19 protein-coding genes are annotated in these 18,511 nt (G+C 41.3%); 12 read left to right on the forward strand and 7 right to left on the reverse strand.

The window, feature by feature from the left end; translation table 11 throughout:
• Window positions 1-323: 323 nt before the first annotated feature.
• Window positions 324-2,459, reverse strand: a complete 2,136-nt coding sequence (locus G1O98_RS28360; protein WP_163935122.1) for an NACHT domain-containing protein — start codon at window positions 2,457-2,459, stop codon at window positions 324-326.
• Between the two features lie 65 nt (window positions 2,460-2,524).
• On the opposite strand from G1O98_RS28360, the gene G1O98_RS28365 reads away from it, so the two are divergent.
• Window positions 2,525-3,289 (forward strand): thioesterase II family protein, encoded by a 765-nt coding sequence (locus G1O98_RS28365; RefSeq protein ID WP_163935126.1) that lies wholly within the window; start codon window positions 2,525-2,527, stop codon window positions 3,287-3,289.
• 88 nt (window positions 3,290-3,377) lie between these two features.
• On the opposite strand, the gene G1O98_RS28370 is transcribed toward G1O98_RS28365, so the two are convergent.
• Both G1O98_RS28370 and G1O98_RS28375 read right to left on the reverse strand, forming a co-directional pair.
• A complete protein-coding gene (locus G1O98_RS28370) occupies window positions 3,378-3,779 on the reverse strand; it encodes a biopolymer transporter ExbD (protein WP_163935129.1) in 402 nt (133 codons plus the stop codon).
• Window positions 3,763-4,416, reverse strand: a complete 654-nt coding sequence (locus tag G1O98_RS28375; protein ID WP_163935132.1) for a MotA/TolQ/ExbB proton channel family protein — start codon at window positions 4,414-4,416, stop codon at window positions 3,763-3,765. Before G1O98_RS28375 ends, G1O98_RS28370 begins: the two co-directional genes overlap by 17 nt.
• A gap of 343 nt (window positions 4,417-4,759) precedes the next feature.
• Between G1O98_RS28375 and G1O98_RS28380 the strand changes: the two genes are divergently transcribed.
• The 5 genes from G1O98_RS28380 to G1O98_RS28395 all read left to right on the forward strand — a co-directional run bounded on the left by G1O98_RS28380 (window position 4,760) and on the right by G1O98_RS28395 (window position 9,323).
• Window positions 4,760-6,235: a TonB family protein gene (locus G1O98_RS28380; protein ID WP_163935134.1), complete on the forward strand. Its 1,476-nt coding sequence runs from the start codon at window positions 4,760-4,762 to the stop codon at window positions 6,233-6,235.
• Window positions 6,236-6,629: 394 nt separating this feature from the next.
• On the forward strand, window positions 6,630-7,127 hold the full coding sequence (locus tag G1O98_RS28385; protein ID WP_163935137.1) for an Hsp20/alpha crystallin family protein: 498 nt from the start codon (window positions 6,630-6,632) through the stop codon (window positions 7,125-7,127).
• A 525-nt stretch (window positions 7,128-7,652) separates the two neighbouring features.
• The gene (locus G1O98_RS39495; protein WP_207794517.1) at window positions 7,653-7,832 is read left to right on the forward strand and encodes a hypothetical protein; all 180 of its coding nucleotides are present in this window, start codon (window positions 7,653-7,655) and stop codon (window positions 7,830-7,832) included.
• Window positions 7,833-8,041: 209 nt separating this feature from the next.
• Complete coding sequence (locus G1O98_RS28390; RefSeq protein WP_114083336.1) at window positions 8,042-8,287, forward strand: hypothetical protein; 246 nt, start codon at window positions 8,042-8,044, stop codon at window positions 8,285-8,287.
• Window positions 8,288-8,297: 10 nt separating this feature from the next.
• Window positions 8,298-9,323 carry a hypothetical protein gene (locus G1O98_RS28395; protein ID WP_163935140.1) on the forward strand — a complete coding sequence of 342 codons (1,026 nt, stop codon included), beginning with the start codon at window positions 8,298-8,300 and terminating at the stop codon, window positions 9,321-9,323.
• A gap of 153 nt (window positions 9,324-9,476) precedes the next feature.
• Here the strand turns inward: G1O98_RS28395 and ilvA are convergent, their stop codons facing one another.
• Complete coding sequence (gene ilvA / locus G1O98_RS28400) at window positions 9,477-10,988, reverse strand: threonine ammonia-lyase, biosynthetic (protein WP_163935143.1); 1,512 nt, start codon at window positions 10,986-10,988, stop codon at window positions 9,477-9,479.
• A gap of 396 nt (window positions 10,989-11,384) precedes the next feature.
• Between ilvA and G1O98_RS28405 the strand changes: the two genes are divergently transcribed.
• From G1O98_RS28405 to G1O98_RS28415, 3 genes are all read left to right on the forward strand, one after another.
• Window positions 11,385-11,687 (forward strand): RNA-binding protein, encoded by a 303-nt coding sequence (locus tag G1O98_RS28405; protein WP_094327537.1) that lies wholly within the window; start codon window positions 11,385-11,387, stop codon window positions 11,685-11,687.
• A gap of 202 nt (window positions 11,688-11,889) precedes the next feature.
• On the forward strand, window positions 11,890-12,324 hold the full coding sequence (locus tag G1O98_RS28410) for a hypothetical protein (protein ID WP_243458564.1): 435 nt from the start codon (window positions 11,890-11,892) through the stop codon (window positions 12,322-12,324).
• Between the two features lie 235 nt (window positions 12,325-12,559).
• The gene (locus G1O98_RS28415) at window positions 12,560-13,567 is read left to right on the forward strand and encodes an aldo/keto reductase (RefSeq protein ID WP_163935150.1); all 1,008 of its coding nucleotides are present in this window, start codon (window positions 12,560-12,562) and stop codon (window positions 13,565-13,567) included.
• A 701-nt stretch (window positions 13,568-14,268) separates the two neighbouring features.
• Here the strand turns inward: G1O98_RS28415 and G1O98_RS28420 are convergent.
• The 3 genes from G1O98_RS28420 to G1O98_RS28430 form a co-directional block, all read right to left on the reverse strand.
• Window positions 14,269-15,093, reverse strand: a complete 825-nt coding sequence (locus G1O98_RS28420) for an alpha/beta hydrolase (protein ID WP_163935155.1) — start codon at window positions 15,091-15,093, stop codon at window positions 14,269-14,271.
• Window positions 15,094-15,241: 148 nt separating this feature from the next.
• Entirely contained in the window at window positions 15,242-15,508 is a 267-nt protein-coding gene (locus G1O98_RS28425; RefSeq protein WP_163935165.1) for a Precorrin-3B methylase, read from the reverse strand.
• A gap of 94 nt (window positions 15,509-15,602) precedes the next feature.
• A complete protein-coding gene (locus G1O98_RS28430; protein WP_163935156.1) occupies window positions 15,603-15,851 on the reverse strand; it encodes a hypothetical protein in 249 nt (82 codons plus the stop codon).
• Window positions 15,852-15,976: 125 nt separating this feature from the next.
• Between G1O98_RS28430 and G1O98_RS28435 the strand changes: the two genes are divergently transcribed.
• The 3 genes from G1O98_RS28435 to G1O98_RS28445 all read left to right on the forward strand — a co-directional run bounded on the left by G1O98_RS28435 (window position 15,977) and on the right by G1O98_RS28445 (window position 18,471).
• Window positions 15,977-16,849 (forward strand): MBL fold metallo-hydrolase, encoded by an 873-nt coding sequence (locus tag G1O98_RS28435; RefSeq protein ID WP_163935159.1) that lies wholly within the window; start codon window positions 15,977-15,979, stop codon window positions 16,847-16,849.
• 649 nt (window positions 16,850-17,498) lie between these two features.
• Entirely contained in the window at window positions 17,499-17,942 is a 444-nt protein-coding gene (locus G1O98_RS28440; protein WP_163935162.1) for a hypothetical protein, read from the forward strand.
• A 316-nt stretch (window positions 17,943-18,258) separates the two neighbouring features.
• Window positions 18,259-18,471, forward strand: a complete 213-nt coding sequence (locus G1O98_RS28445) for a hypothetical protein (RefSeq protein ID WP_243458566.1) — start codon at window positions 18,259-18,261, stop codon at window positions 18,469-18,471.
• Window positions 18,472-18,511 lie beyond the last annotated feature (40 nt).

An 18,511-nucleotide genomic window follows, 5' to 3' on the forward strand; every position in this document is an offset into this window, starting at 1 on the left:
AGGGGGGAAATTTCTTCAAGTCCCCCTTTTTAAGGGGGATTTAGGGGGATCAGATGATTTGTGTGTACACCGTAGCCCTTTAAAAAGGGGGGTTAGGGGGGATCGAGATTTCAGGTTTTCAATGCGTAAGTTATGTATAATTTTGATCGCTTCTTCTATTGTCTCTCCTTGGCTGGCGGTTCCCACCTCTGGACGTTCAGCTACAGAAACATCCTCTTCCCAATGCAAGATTGCTGTAAAGGTTCGAGTTTTTGTATCTTTAGCCTGTTGTAATGAACTCATGGAGCGTTTAATCTGGCTACCGTTTCATTTTTTATTGTTGCTTAACTACCTGGAACCAACAACATCCGCGCCTCAATTGCTTCCCAGGTTTGGGGCGATACCCGCACTGCTGCTTGTTTACACTGGATAATCAGGTTATTGGCGTATAGATAATTGTTGAGTGCATCTGCTTCTTCCTTAGATAAATTGACCATTTCTGGGGTGAGATAGAAAGCATTAAGTAAGGTTTCTTGGAAGCACTTAGCAAATGCTTGAAGTATTTCTGGTTGCTGTCGATCATCAGGAACCTGAACTTTGAGTGCTTCTAGTCGAGCAATCAGCACAGTCAAGTTGATTTTATCGAAGATTTTTAATTTTTCCAGTTCACGAGAGTGGTCGATAGCTTTGACAATGGCGATCGTGATGACGATGGCGACGGCTTTGGTGTTGGCGTAAGCGTTGACGTTGACGTTGCTGTTAATGTTGGCGATGGCATTGGCGATGGCATTGGCGATGGCGTTGGCATTGGCGTTGGACTTAACGTAGGAATTGGCGATAGGGTTAGTAGTATTGGTATTGGAATTGGAATTGGAGTTGACGTAGGAGTTGGCGATCGCAACTGCACGTTTACCCACAGGTTTAAAATCCCCTGCTGATCCAACTGTTACCTGTTCAGCCCAGTTTAATAAAGCTTGTAACTTCGGGGTATTAATATATTTTTGCGCTTCCTTTTCCATCAGCAGCAGCAAATCATCTGCACCACTACGCATTAACCCGGCTACTAACAAAAACACCTCTTTCCAGCGTTTATCTGTTATGTGTTCAGTAACTAACTTCTCAACTTGGCGATGGTCATCAATATATTGTGCTGTTAAATATTCCTGTAGCGTTAGATGAGAGAAAGAAAAGACATCCTCAGCTCGTTCTACTAAAATTCCTTGTTGAACAGCGATCGCATTCAGCACTGATTCCCCATCTAAATGTTGAGGTGCATTAAGATTACTTGCTAAGAATGTTTTGATTTGCTGAACAATATCACGCCCAGAAAAGAACAGTCTGTCAGACTCAAAACCTGTATAAGCAATCTCTGATAGTAATATCTCTTCTAATTCTGTATGCAGTCCTTGATAAATCTCTTCTCTGAGAATTCGCTTTTCTGATGCCCACTCTTCTAGCAATATCCGCAGTGCCTTCCGGTAAAGAACACTACGATTATTTGGAAAACTTTGGGAACGGTCATAAACTAAACACAGAAATGTCAACAATAAAGGTGTGTGTGCCAACTCTTTTGCAGCTTCATGTTCTAGTTTTTGCAGTAACTCCCAGCATTTCTCGCCTGTCTTCTCCTGCTTATCTACATCTGAATGAAACCAGTTATAAATAAATTGCTGAATTTGGGTATCATCAAAGTCTGCCATTGATACATCGCTAAAGCGACGAAAAGCGCTGCGATAAGCTGCCGTTCGACAGGAGGCAATGAAACGATTTTGATCATATTTGTCAACAAAATTTTGAATTTGGCTAATTGCCTCAGTCAAGTTTTTTGTTGGTACTTCATCCAAACCATCCAGCAAAATTAGTAACTTACCTTCTTCTAAAGCTTTGGCTGCAAATTCATCAGGTGATGGAAAGCCGCAAATACGAAACTCTTCAGCAATGAACGTTTCAATATTAATATTGCTAGATGCAAACCTTTTCAATTCAATAAAAACTGGAATGCAAGCGTGTTTAAACCCTCCTTTTTTACCTTTGAGCGCTTCTAGTCCCATCTTCCGCACAAATGTAGACTTTCCAGCACCAGGGCCACCAAGTACCATCAGATATTGCTTATCGTTAGCAACTTTTATTCCTTTTTGTTTGCACTTATCTTGAGATTGAAACCTTCTGACTTTAGCTTGACGATAGAAATTTTCTAAATTCTCAATAGATTCAAAACTCTGAATAGTATCATCATCTAAAAACTGCACTGCTGTATAGAGCGATTCCAGCTTGACAGGTTCACGCATTCCTAATACTTTGAGAATGCCATGCCGTTCTTCATAGTTCTTTTCATATTGCTTTGATGCAGCAAAAATTAACTTTTTGGTTTTTTCATCCAGAGTTTTGCCCAATACTCCTAAAGCTTGGCCACCGCTTTGAAAAACCATCGCGGCGACACCGCTAACGGCTGATATCGCCCAAGGTTCCATTCCTGTCATAAGATTATCAGTTAATATACTTAAAAATTAAAGCAGAGTTGTGTTATCCAACTCTAAGCTCTATTATGACAACTACACCAAGCTTCAATTCCTGGGTTATCTGTCCTCAACCAAATCCGCAAGCAAACTTGCGTTTATTCTGCTTCCCCTACGCTGGTGGTAGCGCAGCAATTTTTCGCACTTGGCCTAATAATCTACCGCGTAATGTCGAAGTCTGTGCTGTGGAATATCTGGGACGGGGAAGACAGATTAAGTCAGCACCCTTGACGCGATTAGAACCTCTTGTGGAAGCGATCGCACCAGTTCTGTTACCATACTTAGACAAACCATTCGCCTTCTTCGGTCATAGTATGGGCGGGTTAGTTAGCTTTGAGTTGACCCGTCTACTTCGCTCTCAGTATAATCTTACTCCCTTTCACCTCTTCGTCTCTGCTCGTCGCGCTCCACAATTACCACCCATAAAACCACCCCTGCACATCCTATCAGACCATGATTTGCAGGACGAGCTACGCAGCCTTAACGGTACACCCAAAGCAGTGTTAGAAAGCGAGGAACTAATGCAGATATTTCTCCCGATTTTGCGGGCAGATTTTGCAGTTCTAGAAACTTATATTTACACTCCAAAGCAGCCATTGGAGTGTCCTATTAGTGTTTTTGGTGGTTTGCAAGACCAAGATGTTGGTCATGAAGCTTTGCAAGCATGGCGAGAACAGACCATCGCTGCTTTCTCATTACATGAGTTCAACGGCGACCACTTTTTCATCCATTCCCACCAAGAATTATTACTTAAACTTATATATCAAGAATTGCAGATGCGTAACGGTAGCTGATATTAGTTTTTAGATAGAAAGGAGTTAGGAGTCAGAATATCAAATTTTCCTGACTCTCTGAACTTCTGATGTACAATATTTCTACTTTTTATTTTTGGGTAGCGATCGCTAACTTTGCCCCTTCAACTTTACGAACCCGATCCATCACCGCTACTACTCGACCATAATCAACTTTCTCATCAGCATTAATAATCACCAACACGTCTGGGTTAGAACCAACTAAAGCACGTACTTGCTCTGTCACATCATCAACTGCTATCGGTTTCCGGTTTAAACTTACCTGTTCTTTGTCATCTACCGTAATGGTAATTCTAGTGGGAACTTGCTGTTGTTTCGCTGTGCTGGCCTTCGGTAAATTTACTGGTAAACCTTCTGAGCGGGTTAAAAACAAAGTTGACATGATAAAAAATGTCAAAATTGCAAAAATCACGTCAATCATCGGTACGATGTTGATCTGTAATGGAAGTTCTGGCTCATCTGGTAGACGCATAAGTTTTTTCTCCTCGTTCATAGCGGCGGCGGTAAAGTAATTCTAACTGTCCCCCATACTCTTGAATTAGTGCAATTTGCCGTTGATACAGTCCCCGGAAGGTATTGGCAAACATGAGTATGAATATAGCAACTATCAATCCTGATGCTGTTGATACTAGAGCTTCACTAATCCCAGCCGTAACACTTGCGGTTTTGCTACCTCCTACGTCACCAAGATTTAAGGAAGCAAAGGAGGCTATCAATCCTAATACTGTGCCGAGAAGACCTAACAATGGTGCCAGACTAATGATTGTCTCGAAAAGGTTTTGGAAACGTTTTAAAACAGGTATCTCAGCCTGCGATTCACTTTCTAACGCCAAACGAAATTCCTCTGGATTTGGCTCCTCTAATTCTAAAGCCGCTAGAAAAATCCGGGCGAGTGGTAAATCTGCGTTTTTCTGAAGTTTATCCATTGCACCGACAACATTATCGAGACGGTAGAGATTCAAAACATCTCGCACCACCCGATTTTGACGCTGATTAATCCTTACCCAAAATCTGATCCGCTCAATGATCAGTGCCACACCCAATACCGAAAACGCCAACAGGGGCCACATGACGATACCACCTGCTGCAAACAAATTCTGAATTCCCATGTAGTGCCTCTATCACGTCATCTCACAATACAAAATCAGACTACCAGAATCTAGTTCAAAACTGAAACTTTTTCTCAATAAAATATAAAATATAATGATAAATTTTTCAAATGTAGCCATCATGATTTTTATTTAATTGTTCGTTTGCTTTACATAAAAAAATTTAATTGAATTGAAATAAAAATTAATTTTGTTCAAAAACCATGATATTGGTGGTTTTAAAAGATGTTTTTGCTAGTGAAGGGTTCCGTAACTATATTCCAATTAATTTTAATTCTTTACTTGATATTTGTAACCTTGCATTCTAAGATGGCTAAATTAGTGAGAATAGGTAGCAATAGCTATGAGCTTTTCTGGCATTACTGTCGAGCAACGTTCCAAAGAAGTTGAGGCTCTCAAGTCTTTTCTGACTTACAGTCTGATAGGTTCACTGGCGCTGCATATCGGCGTACTGTCCTCAGGCATAAGTAATTATTTGACGAGAGTGCCTACAGGAGAAGATGAAGCGATAGAGGTGGCGATCGTCGATTCTCCGGCCGCGGAACCAGAAAAACCACTTGAAAAAATTCTAGAAGAACCCAAAAAAGAACCTGAAGTTGTTCAAAAACAATCTATAGAAACTCCACAAGTACAAAAACCAGTACAAGAATTGATTGAAAGACCAAAAATTGAAGCAGTTGAACAACCAAAACAAACTACTCAAAACCCACAGCCAACAAATACGCAAATTGCTCCGAAACCATTCGTCCCTGTGACAACCGTTGCTCCTCAGAGTAGTGGTGGCGGTGGTGGCGGTGGCGGCTCTGGTGTTGGTTTAGGCTCAGGTAGTGGTATTGCTGTAGGTACAAGTAGCGGTACTGGCGCTGGTGGAGGAACTGGCACTGGCACTGGTGGTGGCATTGGCTCAGGTAATGGTAGTGGTGTTGGCTCAGGTAATGGTAGTGGTGTTGGCTCAGGTAATGGTAGTGGTATTGGCTCAGGTAATGGTAGTGGTATTGGCTCAGGTAATGGCAGTGGTATTGGCTCAGGTACTGGTAATCAAACAGAAAATCGTCCGCCAGTAGCAACAGCGCCAACAGCACCAACACCTCCAAAAATTAACAGTTCAGGTAATGGTAATGGTCGTGCAGCCTGCCGCGAATGTAATGCCAAATATCCAGAAGCAGCAAGGCGGCGAGGAGTTGAAGGTAGAGTAGAAGTAGCTGTTGATACTGACGCACAAGGCAATGTTACCAATGTGCGGATTGCTCGCTCCAGTGGAAACCGCGATTTGGACGAAGAAACTGTAAGACAGGCGCGTGACTGGAAATTAAAACCCGCAGAAGGTGGTAGACAAGGGGTATCAATAGCCACTGAATTTGCCATACAAGGTTCCCGGCGATCGCGCCAAGTTCAAGAACGGAAACGACAAAGAGAAGCAGAAGAGAGAACGCAACAGACGACGGCTGCTAATTCCACAGAAGAAACCCCAAAACGTAGGCGCAGAGAGTTGGCACCCTCATCTAATCAAGCTACGGTCACAAGACCGGCAATATCTGGATTTAGTCGGCGACTGGAACCTCAAAGAAGGGAAAGTACTAGTACAAACTCATCATCTGGAGCTAGGACAACTCCTTCTCAAGGAAGTGCAAGAGAATCTCTACGCCGTATCCGTACTGAACGAGCGGGTAGTAATTCATCACAAAAGCCACAACCAACCGCAAATCGGCGGCGGCGAAGAGATAGCTCTAACCAGAACAAGTTGCGGGACTCGTTGCGCCGTTTACGCCAACAACCTCAATCGCAACCTGCTGCACCGCCTGCTACAAGTCAGGAGTAGAGATGTAGAAGTGTTACCAATACTTTTCGGATAAACCCAATAATCTCTCTTTTGGTCTGGGGAAAGGTTAAAGGGGAAAGGGAAATTCAAACCCTTTCCCTTTCCCCTTTCCCCCTTAACCGAAAAGTATTGGAAGTGTTACGTCTCTAGAAGGATGTAGAAATTCCTGATTTTTTGTGAGCATTTGAGCAGGTACGGTTATTGCGATCGCACATTGTTATAAAACCGAACCTGCTCAACTTGAAGGTTGATTTAGTCTAATAACTAGGAAGCTTGAGATTGAGCTTTGTGCAATTTAAGATTGCTTAATAACCATTTTATCAGCTGTTTGCAAGCTAAGAAGCTTGAAATTGAGCCTCCTAAGACAAAATAGTTCATCTTAGAGGTGATAGTTATGGCACTGGTGCGTTGGAACCCATTCCGGGATAGTGAACGTTTAGAACCATTTCGGGATACTGAATCTTGGGAACCATTCCGAGAAATCGACACCTTGCAGAGGCAAATGAATCGTTTATTTGACAGATTGATGCCAACTACTAATGGTGGTGAGAGGTCTGGATTTATATTTAGTCCTGCTGCTGAACTAGAAGAAACTGATGATGCAATTCGCTTGAAACTAGAAGTACCTGGTCTAGAACCAAAAGATATCAATGTAGAAGCAACTCCCGAATCAATTTCGATTACCGGTGAGCGTAAAACTGAAACCAAGAGTGAAGAAAACGGTATTACTCGGTCTGAGTTCCGTTATGGGAAATTTCAGAGGATAATCCCGTTACCTTCCCAAATTCAAAATGACAAAGTGCAAGCTGAGTACAAAAATGGTATTCTCCAGTTAACTTTGCCGAAAGCGGAATCAGAAAAACACAAAGCCGTCAAAGTCAATCTTGGTTAATTCAATTCAACATTCGGGAGTCTTGGACTTTCTCTGATATTTTGATTAGCTGTGAGAACCGCCTTCTTAAAAACGGGAGGTGGTTCTTCTTTATACATAAATTGCTTTGCTACTCGTCACCCATCTACTATGGGGAAGAGGGCTTAAAAGTGGTCTACTTTATATAATTGGCAATTATACACACTGGTAATAACTTGATTTTTCCATCAATAAAAGTAGAAGCGAATAATCTTGCACTCCCCTATGCTCAATTTCCCTGATGAGGTCGATGAAAATCGTTTCTGCATCCAGATGAATCAAAATCAGGGACTAAAGGATACTCTGGTAAGATTTAATTCACAGTCTATTCAAGCACCTCTAAAAGGTCTTTAAGAAACTATTGTCGAAGTGTAATCTTATCCAGCCAAACTAGTAGTCTGCCAACCCAAAAATGCGCTTGTGAGGTCTGGGGAAAGGGTAAGGGATTTAAAACCTTTCCTCCTTCCCCCTTACCCCGCTTTCGTCACGAAAGCGAACTACTAGCTTATGCTTGCCTTTTCTTGGCAAGATTATTCCGATATGTGCTTTTCAATTTACAAAACTGGCATGATTGAGAGAGATTGTGCTTTAGTTGAAGACTACCCATTTGTATCGAAAGTGCATCACGTTAGGCAACAGCAGCTAGTTATAGGCAGTGGGAATTGTATTCACAATCAAGCATCATAGAAATGGTGGTAGTTTTTGCTCATCATCAACTATATGCTGAGATGATAGTCAATGGCTAACTCTCAAGTTGCTCATCTGTACTTTATGTTCAATGTCAAATTCACTGATTTGAATAAAACTTCTACATAAACACACACTGATGCAGTTTGATTTGCTTGAATAGCTATATTGATAGGACATTGATCCGAAGGCAATTCACAATCCTGATTATGGCAAGTAAATTCATTGATGTTAGAGAATACACTGTCAGGGCGCACAAAAGACAGATTCATACTCGTGTTTTCCAGTTTGTCTGTAAAGAGTGTAACGATCTGACAAAACGCGAGACGTTCGGGCCTCGACCTTTATATTGTGAGAGATGTCGCCCTCCCCAAGCACCTAAGAAATCTCAGCCAACATCTCAAAAGGCAAAACCCAGACCAATGTCTTACAAAAGTGACATCGATTTAAATTGATTGAAGCCTTATGACTCAAAATGGACAATTAGAACCACCTCCGGGCACTTTTCTTTCACCACTGTTGGAATTACGAGACTATTATGCTCGCCTCACGGAAGAGTATGAACGCCTTTTTGTGCAGGCGCGATCGCAACTCGATCATGTAGAAGCGTTGTTGTCTAACTGGTCTTTTTCAGATCCCAACAAGCAGATATCAAGACTGACGGCGGCTGATGAAACCTCAAATGTTTCCCCAGAAGGCTCTCTGCGGTTTTTATCGCCTCTTGATGACATGGACGAAATCAGCTTGGTGGAGTCTCTACAGTCAGAACCCACAGACTCGGATAAGGTTGAGATCGATAATTCCTTTTCTGCTGCTGTTGATACAAAAGAGAGAAAACTTCCAACTACATCGCCAGATGCAAAGATAGCCTCAGAGAACAACGATAGTTCAACGAGGGTGGCAGAAATCCCTATGCTACCCCAGTACAATCACGCTATCTCCCGAATGGAAGCCATTAAACAGCTATTGCAAGAGCAGATAGGCACTGTTTGTCATATCGATTTTATCGTGCGATCGCTCTATGGAGAGTTAGATTCCAATTTATTCAAAGTAGTTAAAGGTAGGGTTCAATCTTCCCTCACCCAAGGTAGAGAAAGGAATTACTGGGTAACTATTCCCGATGAGCCAGGTTGTTATACTCTGGATTTAAATTTGGTAGCCCCAAATAAACGCAATGGTGCTTCTAGAAACAAAAATAAGAAGCCTTTTGTACCTCCGTCAAAAACAGTACCGATGCTCAAAGCCTTTGAGGGTCAATTCTTAATTGATGCTCTCACCTCTCTGTTTGAAGAAAATCCAGGTAAAGTTTTCAGCGTTGCTGAAGTCATCACCGGAATTTATGGAGAACTAGATTCTCAGCAAATTAGAGAGATCAAAAATAAGGTGTTGAATGAATTATCTAGAGGCTATCGGACAGGCAGATTCTCTAGGGTTCCTAACGAAATCGGCTTCTATACTTGGGATTCCAATCTGATATCGAAGGCTCGTTAAATGGGCATTGGGGATTGGGAATTGGGAATAGTAAGTTCTAAGCTTGGCGCTTTATGCTTTGTGTTCAGAAGTCGAAGTTCCGAGTTCAAAGCTCAAAGTAATCATCTTTCCTCCCTATTCCCCATTCCCCATTCCCCATTCCCCATTCCTCGCCTATCCCAAAAACAGCTTGTATGCGGGATTCTTGTTTTCATCCCAATAGCGATAGCCCAGGTTATCGAGAAAAGCTTGCCACTCTTCCATCTCATGGGGAGGAACCTGGATACCAACTACTATTCGTCCGTAGTCTGCACCGTTATTACGGTAGTGAAAAAGGCTAATATTCCAGTCGGGACTCATGGAAGTCACAAACTTCATCAATGCGCCAGGACGTTCGGGAAACTCAAAACGGTAAAGTAATTCATTATGAGCTAGGGGAGAGTGCCCACCCACCATGTGCCGCAGATGTAATTTAGTTAGTTCATCGTCTGTTAAATCAAGAGTTTCAAATCCTTGAGCTTCAAAGGTTTCTACCATCTTTGCAGCATCAGCACGGTTTTGAATTTGCACACCTACAAAAATATGGGCTGTTTTTTCATCAGCAATGCGATAATTAAACTCTGTAAGATTACGGTTGCCAATGCATTCACAAAACTGGCGAATACTTCCCCGTTCTTCAGGAATTGTGACTGCAAAGATTGCTTCCCGACGTTCGCCTAACTGGGCCCGTTCTGCCACAAAGCGGAGACGATCAAAATTCATGTTTGCACCACAGGCTACGGCAATTAAGGTTTGTCCCTCAATTTGTTCTCGTTCTGCGTAGGCTTTGGCAGCTGCGATCGCTAATGCACCGGCTGGCTCTAAAATTGATCGCGTATCCTCAAATACGTCTTTAATCGCAGCACAAGTATCATCAGTATCCACCAAAATGATTTCATCTACATACTGCTGACATAAACGGAAGGTTTCTTCACCTACTTCTCGTACCGCCACGCCATCAGCAAATAACCCCACTTGAGATAAGCGCACCCGATGTCCAGCTTTGAGCGATTGAGACATCGCATCAGCATCTACTGGTTCAACACCAATAATCTTGATTTCGGGACGCAATCGTTTCACATAAGCCCCAATCCCAGAAATCAATCCCCCACCTCCAATTGCGACAAAAATTGCATGGATGGGCTGCTGATATTGTCGTAAAATTTCCATCCCGATGGTTCCTTGTCCAGCAATTACATGAGGGTCATCAAAGGGATGAATAAAGGTCAAACCTTTTTCCACTTCTAATTCACGAGCATAGCTATAAGCATCGTCGTAGGTGTTTCCATGTAACACGACTGCTCCGCCCCTCATTCTCACTGCATCTACCTTGACTTGAGGTGTGGTTATTGGCATGACGATAATTGCTTTGGTTCCCAAGCGATTGGCTGCAAGGGCAACTCCTTGAGCATGGTTGCCCGCAGACGCTGCAATTACACCCTGTGCTAATACATCTGATGGTAGTTGCACCATTTTGTTATAAGCACCCCGCAGTTTAAAGGAAAATACTGACTGCATATCCTCACGTTTCAATAGGAGTTGATTATTCAGCCGCGCAGACAAGTTTGGTGCATACTCCAGTGGTGTTTCCTGGGCAACATCATATACACGGGCAGTCAGGATTTGGATAAGGTAGTCGCAATACATGGGTGTCAAGGTGTTAGCAAATGCCGGATGAAAACTAATTTTACGTTACAAGCGATCGCACTGGTTTTATTTAATTCCATCTTTTGTAATTTTGGGTGAATCAAATTTCAATATTACTAATCCTTTGGGAAGAGAAATAAGTAACAGTAATTGAATTTTTTGTAACTTAAAATTTAGTGCGATCGCTGGTAGGTTCATTTTAAAAGAGTTTCGCCAACCGTCCAGATATTTAGTTCAACAAATGAGTATAATGTTGCTTATGAACATAAGTTTTCAATTTATGATAAAGTATCGATAGAAGATTAAATTCGGCTGTGTAGTTTGTTTTTATAGATACTTGTATTACAGACCTCTCCGCATCTAAATCTCTGCACCCTCTGATTCTGGAGATATTGTATGTCAATTTACGTTGGTAATCTATCTTATGAGGTTAAAGAAGATGACCTCCGCCACGTTTTTGCAGAATACGGAACGGTAAAAAATGTTCAATTACCTATCGACCGAGAAACAGGTCGGATGAGAGGTTTCGGCTTTGTAGAAATGGAATCAGACGCACAAGAAACAGCAGCAATTGAAGCCCTTGATAATGCTGAGTGGATGGGTAGGAGCTTAAAAGTGAATAAAGCTAAACCCAAGACTGATGGAGGTTCCTCTGGTGGTAGAAGGGGTGGTGATGGTGGTTCCTCTCGCCGCTATTAAGGTCTAAACCTAAGAATTTAGCTCTAAAGTCTTGAGGGCAGACAAGAAGGCCGTCTGCCTTTTTTTGTGCTTCTGTTGATTAGCGTTAGCGTAGTTTACCGTAGGTATCGTTTTTGTAACAAGTGTAGTAACCATGAACCCAGAAGCTAAACATATTGTTAGCGAATTAAGGCATAAGTTCTACTCTAACTTTGCTGCTTCTATGAATATGCCGGTGATCGTAACTGGTACATCTTATAGTAGTAATTCCCCGATCGCATCTTGGATGGATCGTAGGGAAAGACTGAACTATGTAAATGTATACGCTTATACCGCACCTGATGAATTTGTCCCATTCCGTCCGTTCATTCTTCGACTGGCTATAAACAAGAGTGCTGGGAAAGTGGCGACGTTCAGAAAAGGACAAGTTTGCCGAGGTCTTAATTTGATGTGGGACTTCGAATTAACTGTGCTACCAAAAGAAATCTTAGACTTTCTTCCCTGGATAGTTAATTTAGTGGAGGCTCATGACAAAGGTTCGTCCTTATTGCTACAATCACCACCTCATTCATTTGAATTAGAAGTGCCAGAGGTTGGGTTTTTTAATAACGCTTGGACTCAGAAAGCTAGGCTTCTTGCAAATTCGACAATATCTTAATACTTAGTGATTAAGTTGCTAGTTAAAAGCAACTAAAAATGTATATTATCTAATACCAAAGTAGCGAACCTACTTTGGTGAATATCCAAAATATTTGTCAACTTTTAAAACAAAATAGACAAGGTTGCACGACTGCTAGAAGATTCTCCTCATTTATCAGCTAATCCTGCTACTTGTGCGTTAATACCTGCAATATATGCCTGATAATTAATAAGGCAATCTACAGAGAGCAAACATGCAGACTCTCCAAAAACTCTCCCTCCCAAGTATGGGCTGTGGAACTTGGGCCTGGGGCAATCAACTGCTTTGGGGATATGACGAAAGTATGGATGACCAGTTGCAAGCGGTGTTTAACCTTTGCGTAAACAACGGTGTGACTTTATTTGATACGGGTGATTCTTACGGAACTGGGAGATTGAATGGTCGAAGTGAGTTACTTCTGGGACGATTCAACCGAGAATATATAGGTTCAAACAAAGAAAATATTTGTATTGCAACTAAGCTTGCTGCTTACCCGTGGAGATGGACACGTCAATCAATGGTAAAGGCTTGCAAGTCATCTGCCCAACGCCTAGGAAAAAACGTAGATTTGGTACAGATGCACTGGTCAACAGCAAATTACGCCCCTTGGCAAGAGGTAGGGCTGTTAGATGGTCTTGCGGATTTATATGAGCAAGGACTGGTCAAGGGAGTAGGACTGTCCAATTATGGGCCTAAACAGCTTAAGCAAGTGCAGAAAAAGTTTGCTGAACGAGGTGTTCCTATTACTACTCTGCAAGTTCAATACTCTTTGTTGTCTACATATCCTGTCACCCAATTAGGTCTTAAAGACCTTTGTGATGAGTTGGGAATTAAATTGATTGCTTACAGCCCTCTAGCTTTGGGACTACTGACAGGAAAATACTCTGAGCAAGACCCTTTGCCTAAAGGTATTCGAGGTCTGTTGTTTAGGCAGATATTACCAGGAATGCGTAGACGCGGAGCGGCTTCTGCTGGCAGTTCGCTTTTGGGATGTTTGCAAGAAGTGGCACAGTTCAGAAACAAAACCATGTCACAGGTAGCAATTAATTGGTGCATCTGTAAAGAAACCATTCCCATCCCTGGAGCCAAGAGCGTAGAACAGGCAAGAGAGAATATTGGTGCTTTAGGTTGGCAATTAAACGTCAGCGAGATTGCAGAGTTAGATAAGGCGGCGGCGAATGTAGGCAAGAAAATGGTACAGAATATCTTTCAAACTAAGTGAAATTTCAACGTTACTTAATTTAAATTTGCAAAAACCTGGTTTAAGTCTGAAAACAAAAATACTTAAATTTTATATAAATCCAGACATAAATATCTTAATTATGTCTGATGAATTAGTAATATAAAGTACTAGTTTTCGATTATAATAGAGCGATATTTTAACCGTTATTTTATGAAGAATAGTTTTTGTATCGACTATATACGTAATTAAGATACCATTTATAAAAAAAATATTAAGTAGGGTGTGTTACGGCTTTAGCCTAACGCACCGCTATATAACAAGGTGCGTTAGGCGCTCAGTCATATTCTTTGTGACAAATAATATCGAAATATGCGCCTAACACACCCTACAATAATTTTATTTTCACTTTATAAATCGCTTCTAAAATTCCGTAAAATATATTTTTAGATAATTTTTTAAAGACTTAAATCAATGAGTTATGTCCTAATCTTTGCTCTGAGGAACTTGATTTTTAAAGTGTGCTAGGAAAGAATGAATATTGAGTCTAACATCTTGTAGACACTCTTGGTGACAACTTAACCTTATCCAATGTCCACAGTCCGCGAAAGCGGACTTTTTTTATGCAAACTAAAGTTATAATCGTTTATTTAAGTAAATAAGCAATGAGTAGTAAGGGTTTCAAATTTTATGATGACGAGAGTGATTAAGGAGGGTTAAAGGAGAATAGAATGAGAGGATCATTACTGATTTGCCTTTACAAGAGTAGTAAACTCTTGCAAAGCTTTCTGATACTTTTTTTCAGCTACCGAGAATAAATCATTATGATTTGCCTCTTCAACCCACAAATGAAGTTTTGGCGATATTGCCGCATTAAACAACTTTTCTCCATGAGCAAAAGGAATTACATCATCTGCTTTGCCATGAATTACTAGTATCGGACATTTTACTTTTTTGATATTGTCCAGATTGGGAAATTTGTCAAAAGGTAAAATCCTGAAAGGTACTATTACTTGAAAAGCAGAAATAAACGAACTTTCAATAATTAAACCAGCTATCGGTTTTCGCATTGCTAAGTTTACCGCAGAACCGCCACCAACCGAACGCCCCAAAACTATAATTCTTTCAGGTGGTATTTTTAGATTTTCGGTCAAATAATTGTAAGCGCTATTAATATCTTCGTATGCGTGGCTTTCTGTCGCCTTTCCTTGACTCGTACCATAACCACGATAATCATAAGCAAAGACACTAAAGCCCCATGCGTGTAATTTTTCTAGGATTTGTTTAATATCTCCTAAATCTTCAGAATTTCCATGAGCATAAAGGATAGTGTAATTAGCTTTATTTTTTAATAAATATGTAGCTGAGATATTTGTATTTTCTCCACTTTTTAACTTAATAATTTCTGGATTATCCTGATAACTAGAAGGACGAGATAGAAAAATCATACTATCTGCCCTAAAATATACATATCCAGCAAAAAATATATAAATAAAAATAAAAGATTTAAGCAGTCTTTGCCAAGTAAAATCACCAATTAGCAATTTTATTAGTTGCTGTTTTTCCATTAGTTTTTATTTTTATTTACCTTGATTCCAACCATCAATCATTTGTTTACAGAACTTACGCAAAAGTACACGCTGTAGGGGCAATACTTTACGAGTTTTCCAACAGGTACCCGCAGAGTATTGCCCCTATCTAAAAATCCAGTAAAGACTATTTTGATTTTCGTGCTGATTTGGGCGGTGTTCGGTGTGCGCCAAAGTACTTCTCACTGCGATAGCGCAACCACACCCGCAACACTTGCGGAATCTGCTCTTTTTGTTCTTTGCTCAGTGTATTGTAAAGGGCTAATGCGCGATCGCGTTCACCCCGACAAGCAGCGTTATTGTGAGCATCCCAATAGCTGCGGGCTACCCGAATCCGCCGACACACTTCTTTAATCAGTTCTTCTCCTGTGAGTGGAGCATCCTGCTTTGCCATACTCAGATGCGATAAATTTCTAATGCGATCGTAGCGAGTCAGACTCATTCTCACAATTACAACCCAAGCAAGTCAAACTCGCCAATCGATTTAATTAAACTTTAGCAAGAAAGGCAGAAGGCAGAGGGCAGGAGGCAGACAGAATACTGCCTTCTGCCCTCTGCTGCGAACCATTGCGGAGCAAGGGTTTAAGCCCCACTCCAAAATCTTTGATTTGGTGTCCTGCAAGACGCTCCTGCGTCGCTAACGCTGCGCTATCAGTGTAGGTCTGTTCGCGTAGCGTCTCGTAGAGAAGCCTACACTGTATTGCAACCTTCTGCCTCCTGCCTCCTGCCTTCTTCACACACAGACAGCAAAACTAACTCAGCAATCAAATTCTGTGAAAACATAAATTTGTTCACTCCTAAGTATGGTGATTATTCGTATTTTTTCATCTTTAAAAGAGATTAATGCTCAGTAGAATCATTTATGCGTATTCATCATCTTAATTGCGGTTGTATGTGCCCAATTGGTGGGGCACTCTTCGACGGTTTTAGCCGTGGGCTAACAGCCTGTCTGGTCTGTCACTGTCTGCTTATTGAGACAAAGCAGGGACTCGTTCTTATAGATACAGGCTTTGGTCAGCGCGATATTAAAGCGCCATTATCAAGACTCAGCCCCTTCTTCATGAATTTGAATCGCATCAAGTTTGAACAAAAATACACGGCGGTTGCGGCTATTGAACAGCTTGGTTTAAACCCACGCGATGTCCGCCACATAGTACTTACTCACCTTGATTTTGACCATGCAGGCGGGTTGGAAGATTTTCCAGAAGCAACCGTGCATGTAATGCTCAGTGAAATTGAAGCAGCGCGGGAACGGCAGGGCTTTATCTCATCGCAACGTTACCGCCCTGGCCAGTGGGATGAAGTAAAAAATTGGAAGTATTATTCGGCTGGTGGTGAACCTTGGTTTGGCTTTGAGGCTGTACGTAACCTCGAAGGATTACCGCCCGAAATTCTCCTGATACCGCTCGTTGGTCACACACGGGGTCATGCAGGTGTCGCTATTGAGACATCTGAAGGCTGGCTCTTACATGCAGGCGATGCTTACTTTTACCGACACGAAATCGGCTCTCCTAAACGAGTTTGCACACCTGGTTTGCGTGCCTACCAATGGTTTATGGAGGTAGACCGCAAGGCTCGACTTTCTAATCAAGATAAGTTGCGTGCATTATCACTCGACCACAGTAGTGAAGTGCGCCTCTTTTGTAGCCATGATGCGATCGAGTTCAAAACTTTTGCTGACCAAGATAATTTGCAATTGCAGGAAGGCAATTCGCGCTCAACAGCTTTTAATTAGCTAAAAAACTCAACGCATCTCAACAGAATTATAAGGTTTTCAAGGTTCGGCTGAGATGCGTCTATGAGTTTCAATGTAATTAACTCAAAGTAAAATATCTTACTTAAGCTTGTCAAGGTTCTAATTACTTGCTCAAGTCAATTTCAATAAACAATTAAGCATATTGCTTTCTCCTTTCAGTAGATTTAGTAAGCAAAAAGGTATATTGCTTTCTCAAAATGCTTGATTGCTTTCTCGTTTCAGTAGATTTAGCAAGCAAAAAGGCATATTGCTTTCTCAAAATGCTTGATTGCTTTCCCATTCCGGTAGATTTAGCAAGCAAAAAGACATATTGCTTTCTCAAAAGCTTAATTGCTTTCTCATTTCGGTATATCGCGCATTCATTTCGGTAGATTCAGCAAGTAAAAAGGCATATTGCTTTCTCAAAATGCTTGATTGCTTTCTCATTTCAGTAGATTCAGCAAGCAAAAAGACATATTGCTTTCTCAAAAGCTTGATTGCTTTCTCATTTCGGTATATCGCGCATTCATGACAACATCGCTATGTAACAAAAACCATTGGATAATTGCTGGAGTTCTCTCAAGCCGATCGATACGGAAGTTTTTTAAAGTAAAGAATATTAACCGTACTAAATTACAAGGTTCAGATCATGGCTCGGAGAAAAAGAACCTCTCAGGTGTTAGAAAAAGCAGCGCGTCGTGCTGCTGGCATCAACTCAATTGATCCGAATTTAAATGTCGGCAATGGACTTACTCTACCGGCGTTCTCAGCCCTAATTGAGACGATGCGAACTAGAGAGCATTTATATAACACTGCTCTTTCTAACCTTGATAAGTTGTACTATGAAATGCTCGAAACAGAGCGCGAGTTGGCAGATATGGCAGAGCACATGCTGTTGGGAGTTGCCACTCAATATGGTAAAAGCAGTGTGGAGTACGGTATGGCGGGAGGTATTCCTAAGAACCAACGCCACAAGGGACTGCGAGGCGAGTCACCAGTTCCCAGTTCACAGCAACCATCATTCATTACTAGTATGAATGGTAACGGCAGCAAAAATGGCAGCCAGAATGGAAACAAAGCAGCAACAAGTTAGCTTGCATTAAAAGCCCCACAAATAAATGCGGGGCTTGAATAATTAGCTTGAGCATTTTTCTTTTGAGAATCCCCATAGACTGAGGCTTCATTAAAAATTCTTCTGATTTATTGTTATTCATTACCGATGCTATTGCACTTATGAACAGGTCATGAGTGTTACATGGTAGTACTTATTTGGGAATACTTTTATAGGAGTGATAAAAAAGGCGATCGCGCTAAAACTTTCAATTTAAATGTACTACGTCACCTTACAACCACTCCTATTTTACAAAAAAGACGTATCAATACTCACTAATCTACCAGGAGCAAACAAGATGGGATTTACTGAAGAGATTGCCAAGCTATCTGAACAAGTGCGTAAGCGATTTGACCAAGTTGTTGGCGAAGAAGCTACTAAGATGGCGTTGATTGTTCCTTTTTTAAGCGCTCTTGGCTATGATGTCTATGATCCTAGCGAAGTCATGCCAGAATATGTAGCAGATTTTGCTACTATCCCTCTTCTGTCACTCTCCGGGATGAGCAAGTAGTAACTAAGTGAAATTATCCAGAAGCATAACAGGGTTTAAA

The sequence above is a fragment of the Nostoc sp. UIC 10630 genome (genome assembly GCF_010747425.1).
GTDB lineage: Bacteria > Cyanobacteriota > Cyanobacteriia > Cyanobacteriales > Nostocaceae > Nostoc.

Coding starts and splice junctions, on each gene's coding strand:
- G1O98_RS28435 (WP_163935159.1), top strand. CDS start 15,977: ATGCGTATTCATCATCTTAATTGCGGTTGTATGTGCCCAATTGGTGGG.
- G1O98_RS28395 (WP_163935140.1), top strand. CDS start 8,298: ATGACTCAAAATGGACAATTAGAACCACCTCCGGGCACTTTTCTTTCA.
- G1O98_RS28375 (WP_163935132.1), bottom strand. CDS start 4,416: ATGGGAATTCAGAATTTGTTTGCAGCAGGTGGTATCGTCATGTGGCCC.
- G1O98_RS28360 (WP_163935122.1), bottom strand. CDS start 2,459: ATGACAGGAATGGAACCTTGGGCGATATCAGCCGTTAGCGGTGTCGCC.
- G1O98_RS28365 (WP_163935126.1), top strand. CDS start 2,525: ATGACAACTACACCAAGCTTCAATTCCTGGGTTATCTGTCCTCAACCA.
- G1O98_RS39495 (WP_207794517.1), top strand. CDS start 7,653: ATGCTTGCCTTTTCTTGGCAAGATTATTCCGATATGTGCTTTTCAATT.
- G1O98_RS28445 (WP_243458566.1), top strand. CDS start 18,259: ATGGGATTTACTGAAGAGATTGCCAAGCTATCTGAACAAGTGCGTAAG.
- G1O98_RS28370 (WP_163935129.1), bottom strand. CDS start 3,779: ATGCGTCTACCAGATGAGCCAGAACTTCCATTACAGATCAACATCGTA.
- G1O98_RS28440 (WP_163935162.1), top strand. CDS start 17,499: ATGGCTCGGAGAAAAAGAACCTCTCAGGTGTTAGAAAAAGCAGCGCGT.
- G1O98_RS28390 (WP_114083336.1), top strand. CDS start 8,042: ATGGCAAGTAAATTCATTGATGTTAGAGAATACACTGTCAGGGCGCAC.
- G1O98_RS28410 (WP_243458564.1), top strand. CDS start 11,890: ATGAATATGCCGGTGATCGTAACTGGTACATCTTATAGTAGTAATTCC.
- G1O98_RS28415 (WP_163935150.1), top strand. CDS start 12,560: ATGCAGACTCTCCAAAAACTCTCCCTCCCAAGTATGGGCTGTGGAACT.
- ilvA (WP_163935143.1), bottom strand. CDS start 10,988: ATGTATTGCGACTACCTTATCCAAATCCTGACTGCCCGTGTATATGAT.
- G1O98_RS28385 (WP_163935137.1), top strand. CDS start 6,630: ATGGCACTGGTGCGTTGGAACCCATTCCGGGATAGTGAACGTTTAGAA.
- G1O98_RS28380 (WP_163935134.1), top strand. CDS start 4,760: ATGAGCTTTTCTGGCATTACTGTCGAGCAACGTTCCAAAGAAGTTGAG.
- G1O98_RS28420 (WP_163935155.1), bottom strand. CDS start 15,093: ATGGAAAAACAGCAACTAATAAAATTGCTAATTGGTGATTTTACTTGG.
- G1O98_RS28405 (WP_094327537.1), top strand. CDS start 11,385: ATGTCAATTTACGTTGGTAATCTATCTTATGAGGTTAAAGAAGATGAC.
- G1O98_RS28425 (WP_163935165.1), bottom strand. CDS start 15,508: ATGGCAAAGCAGGATGCTCCACTCACAGGAGAAGAACTGATTAAAGAA.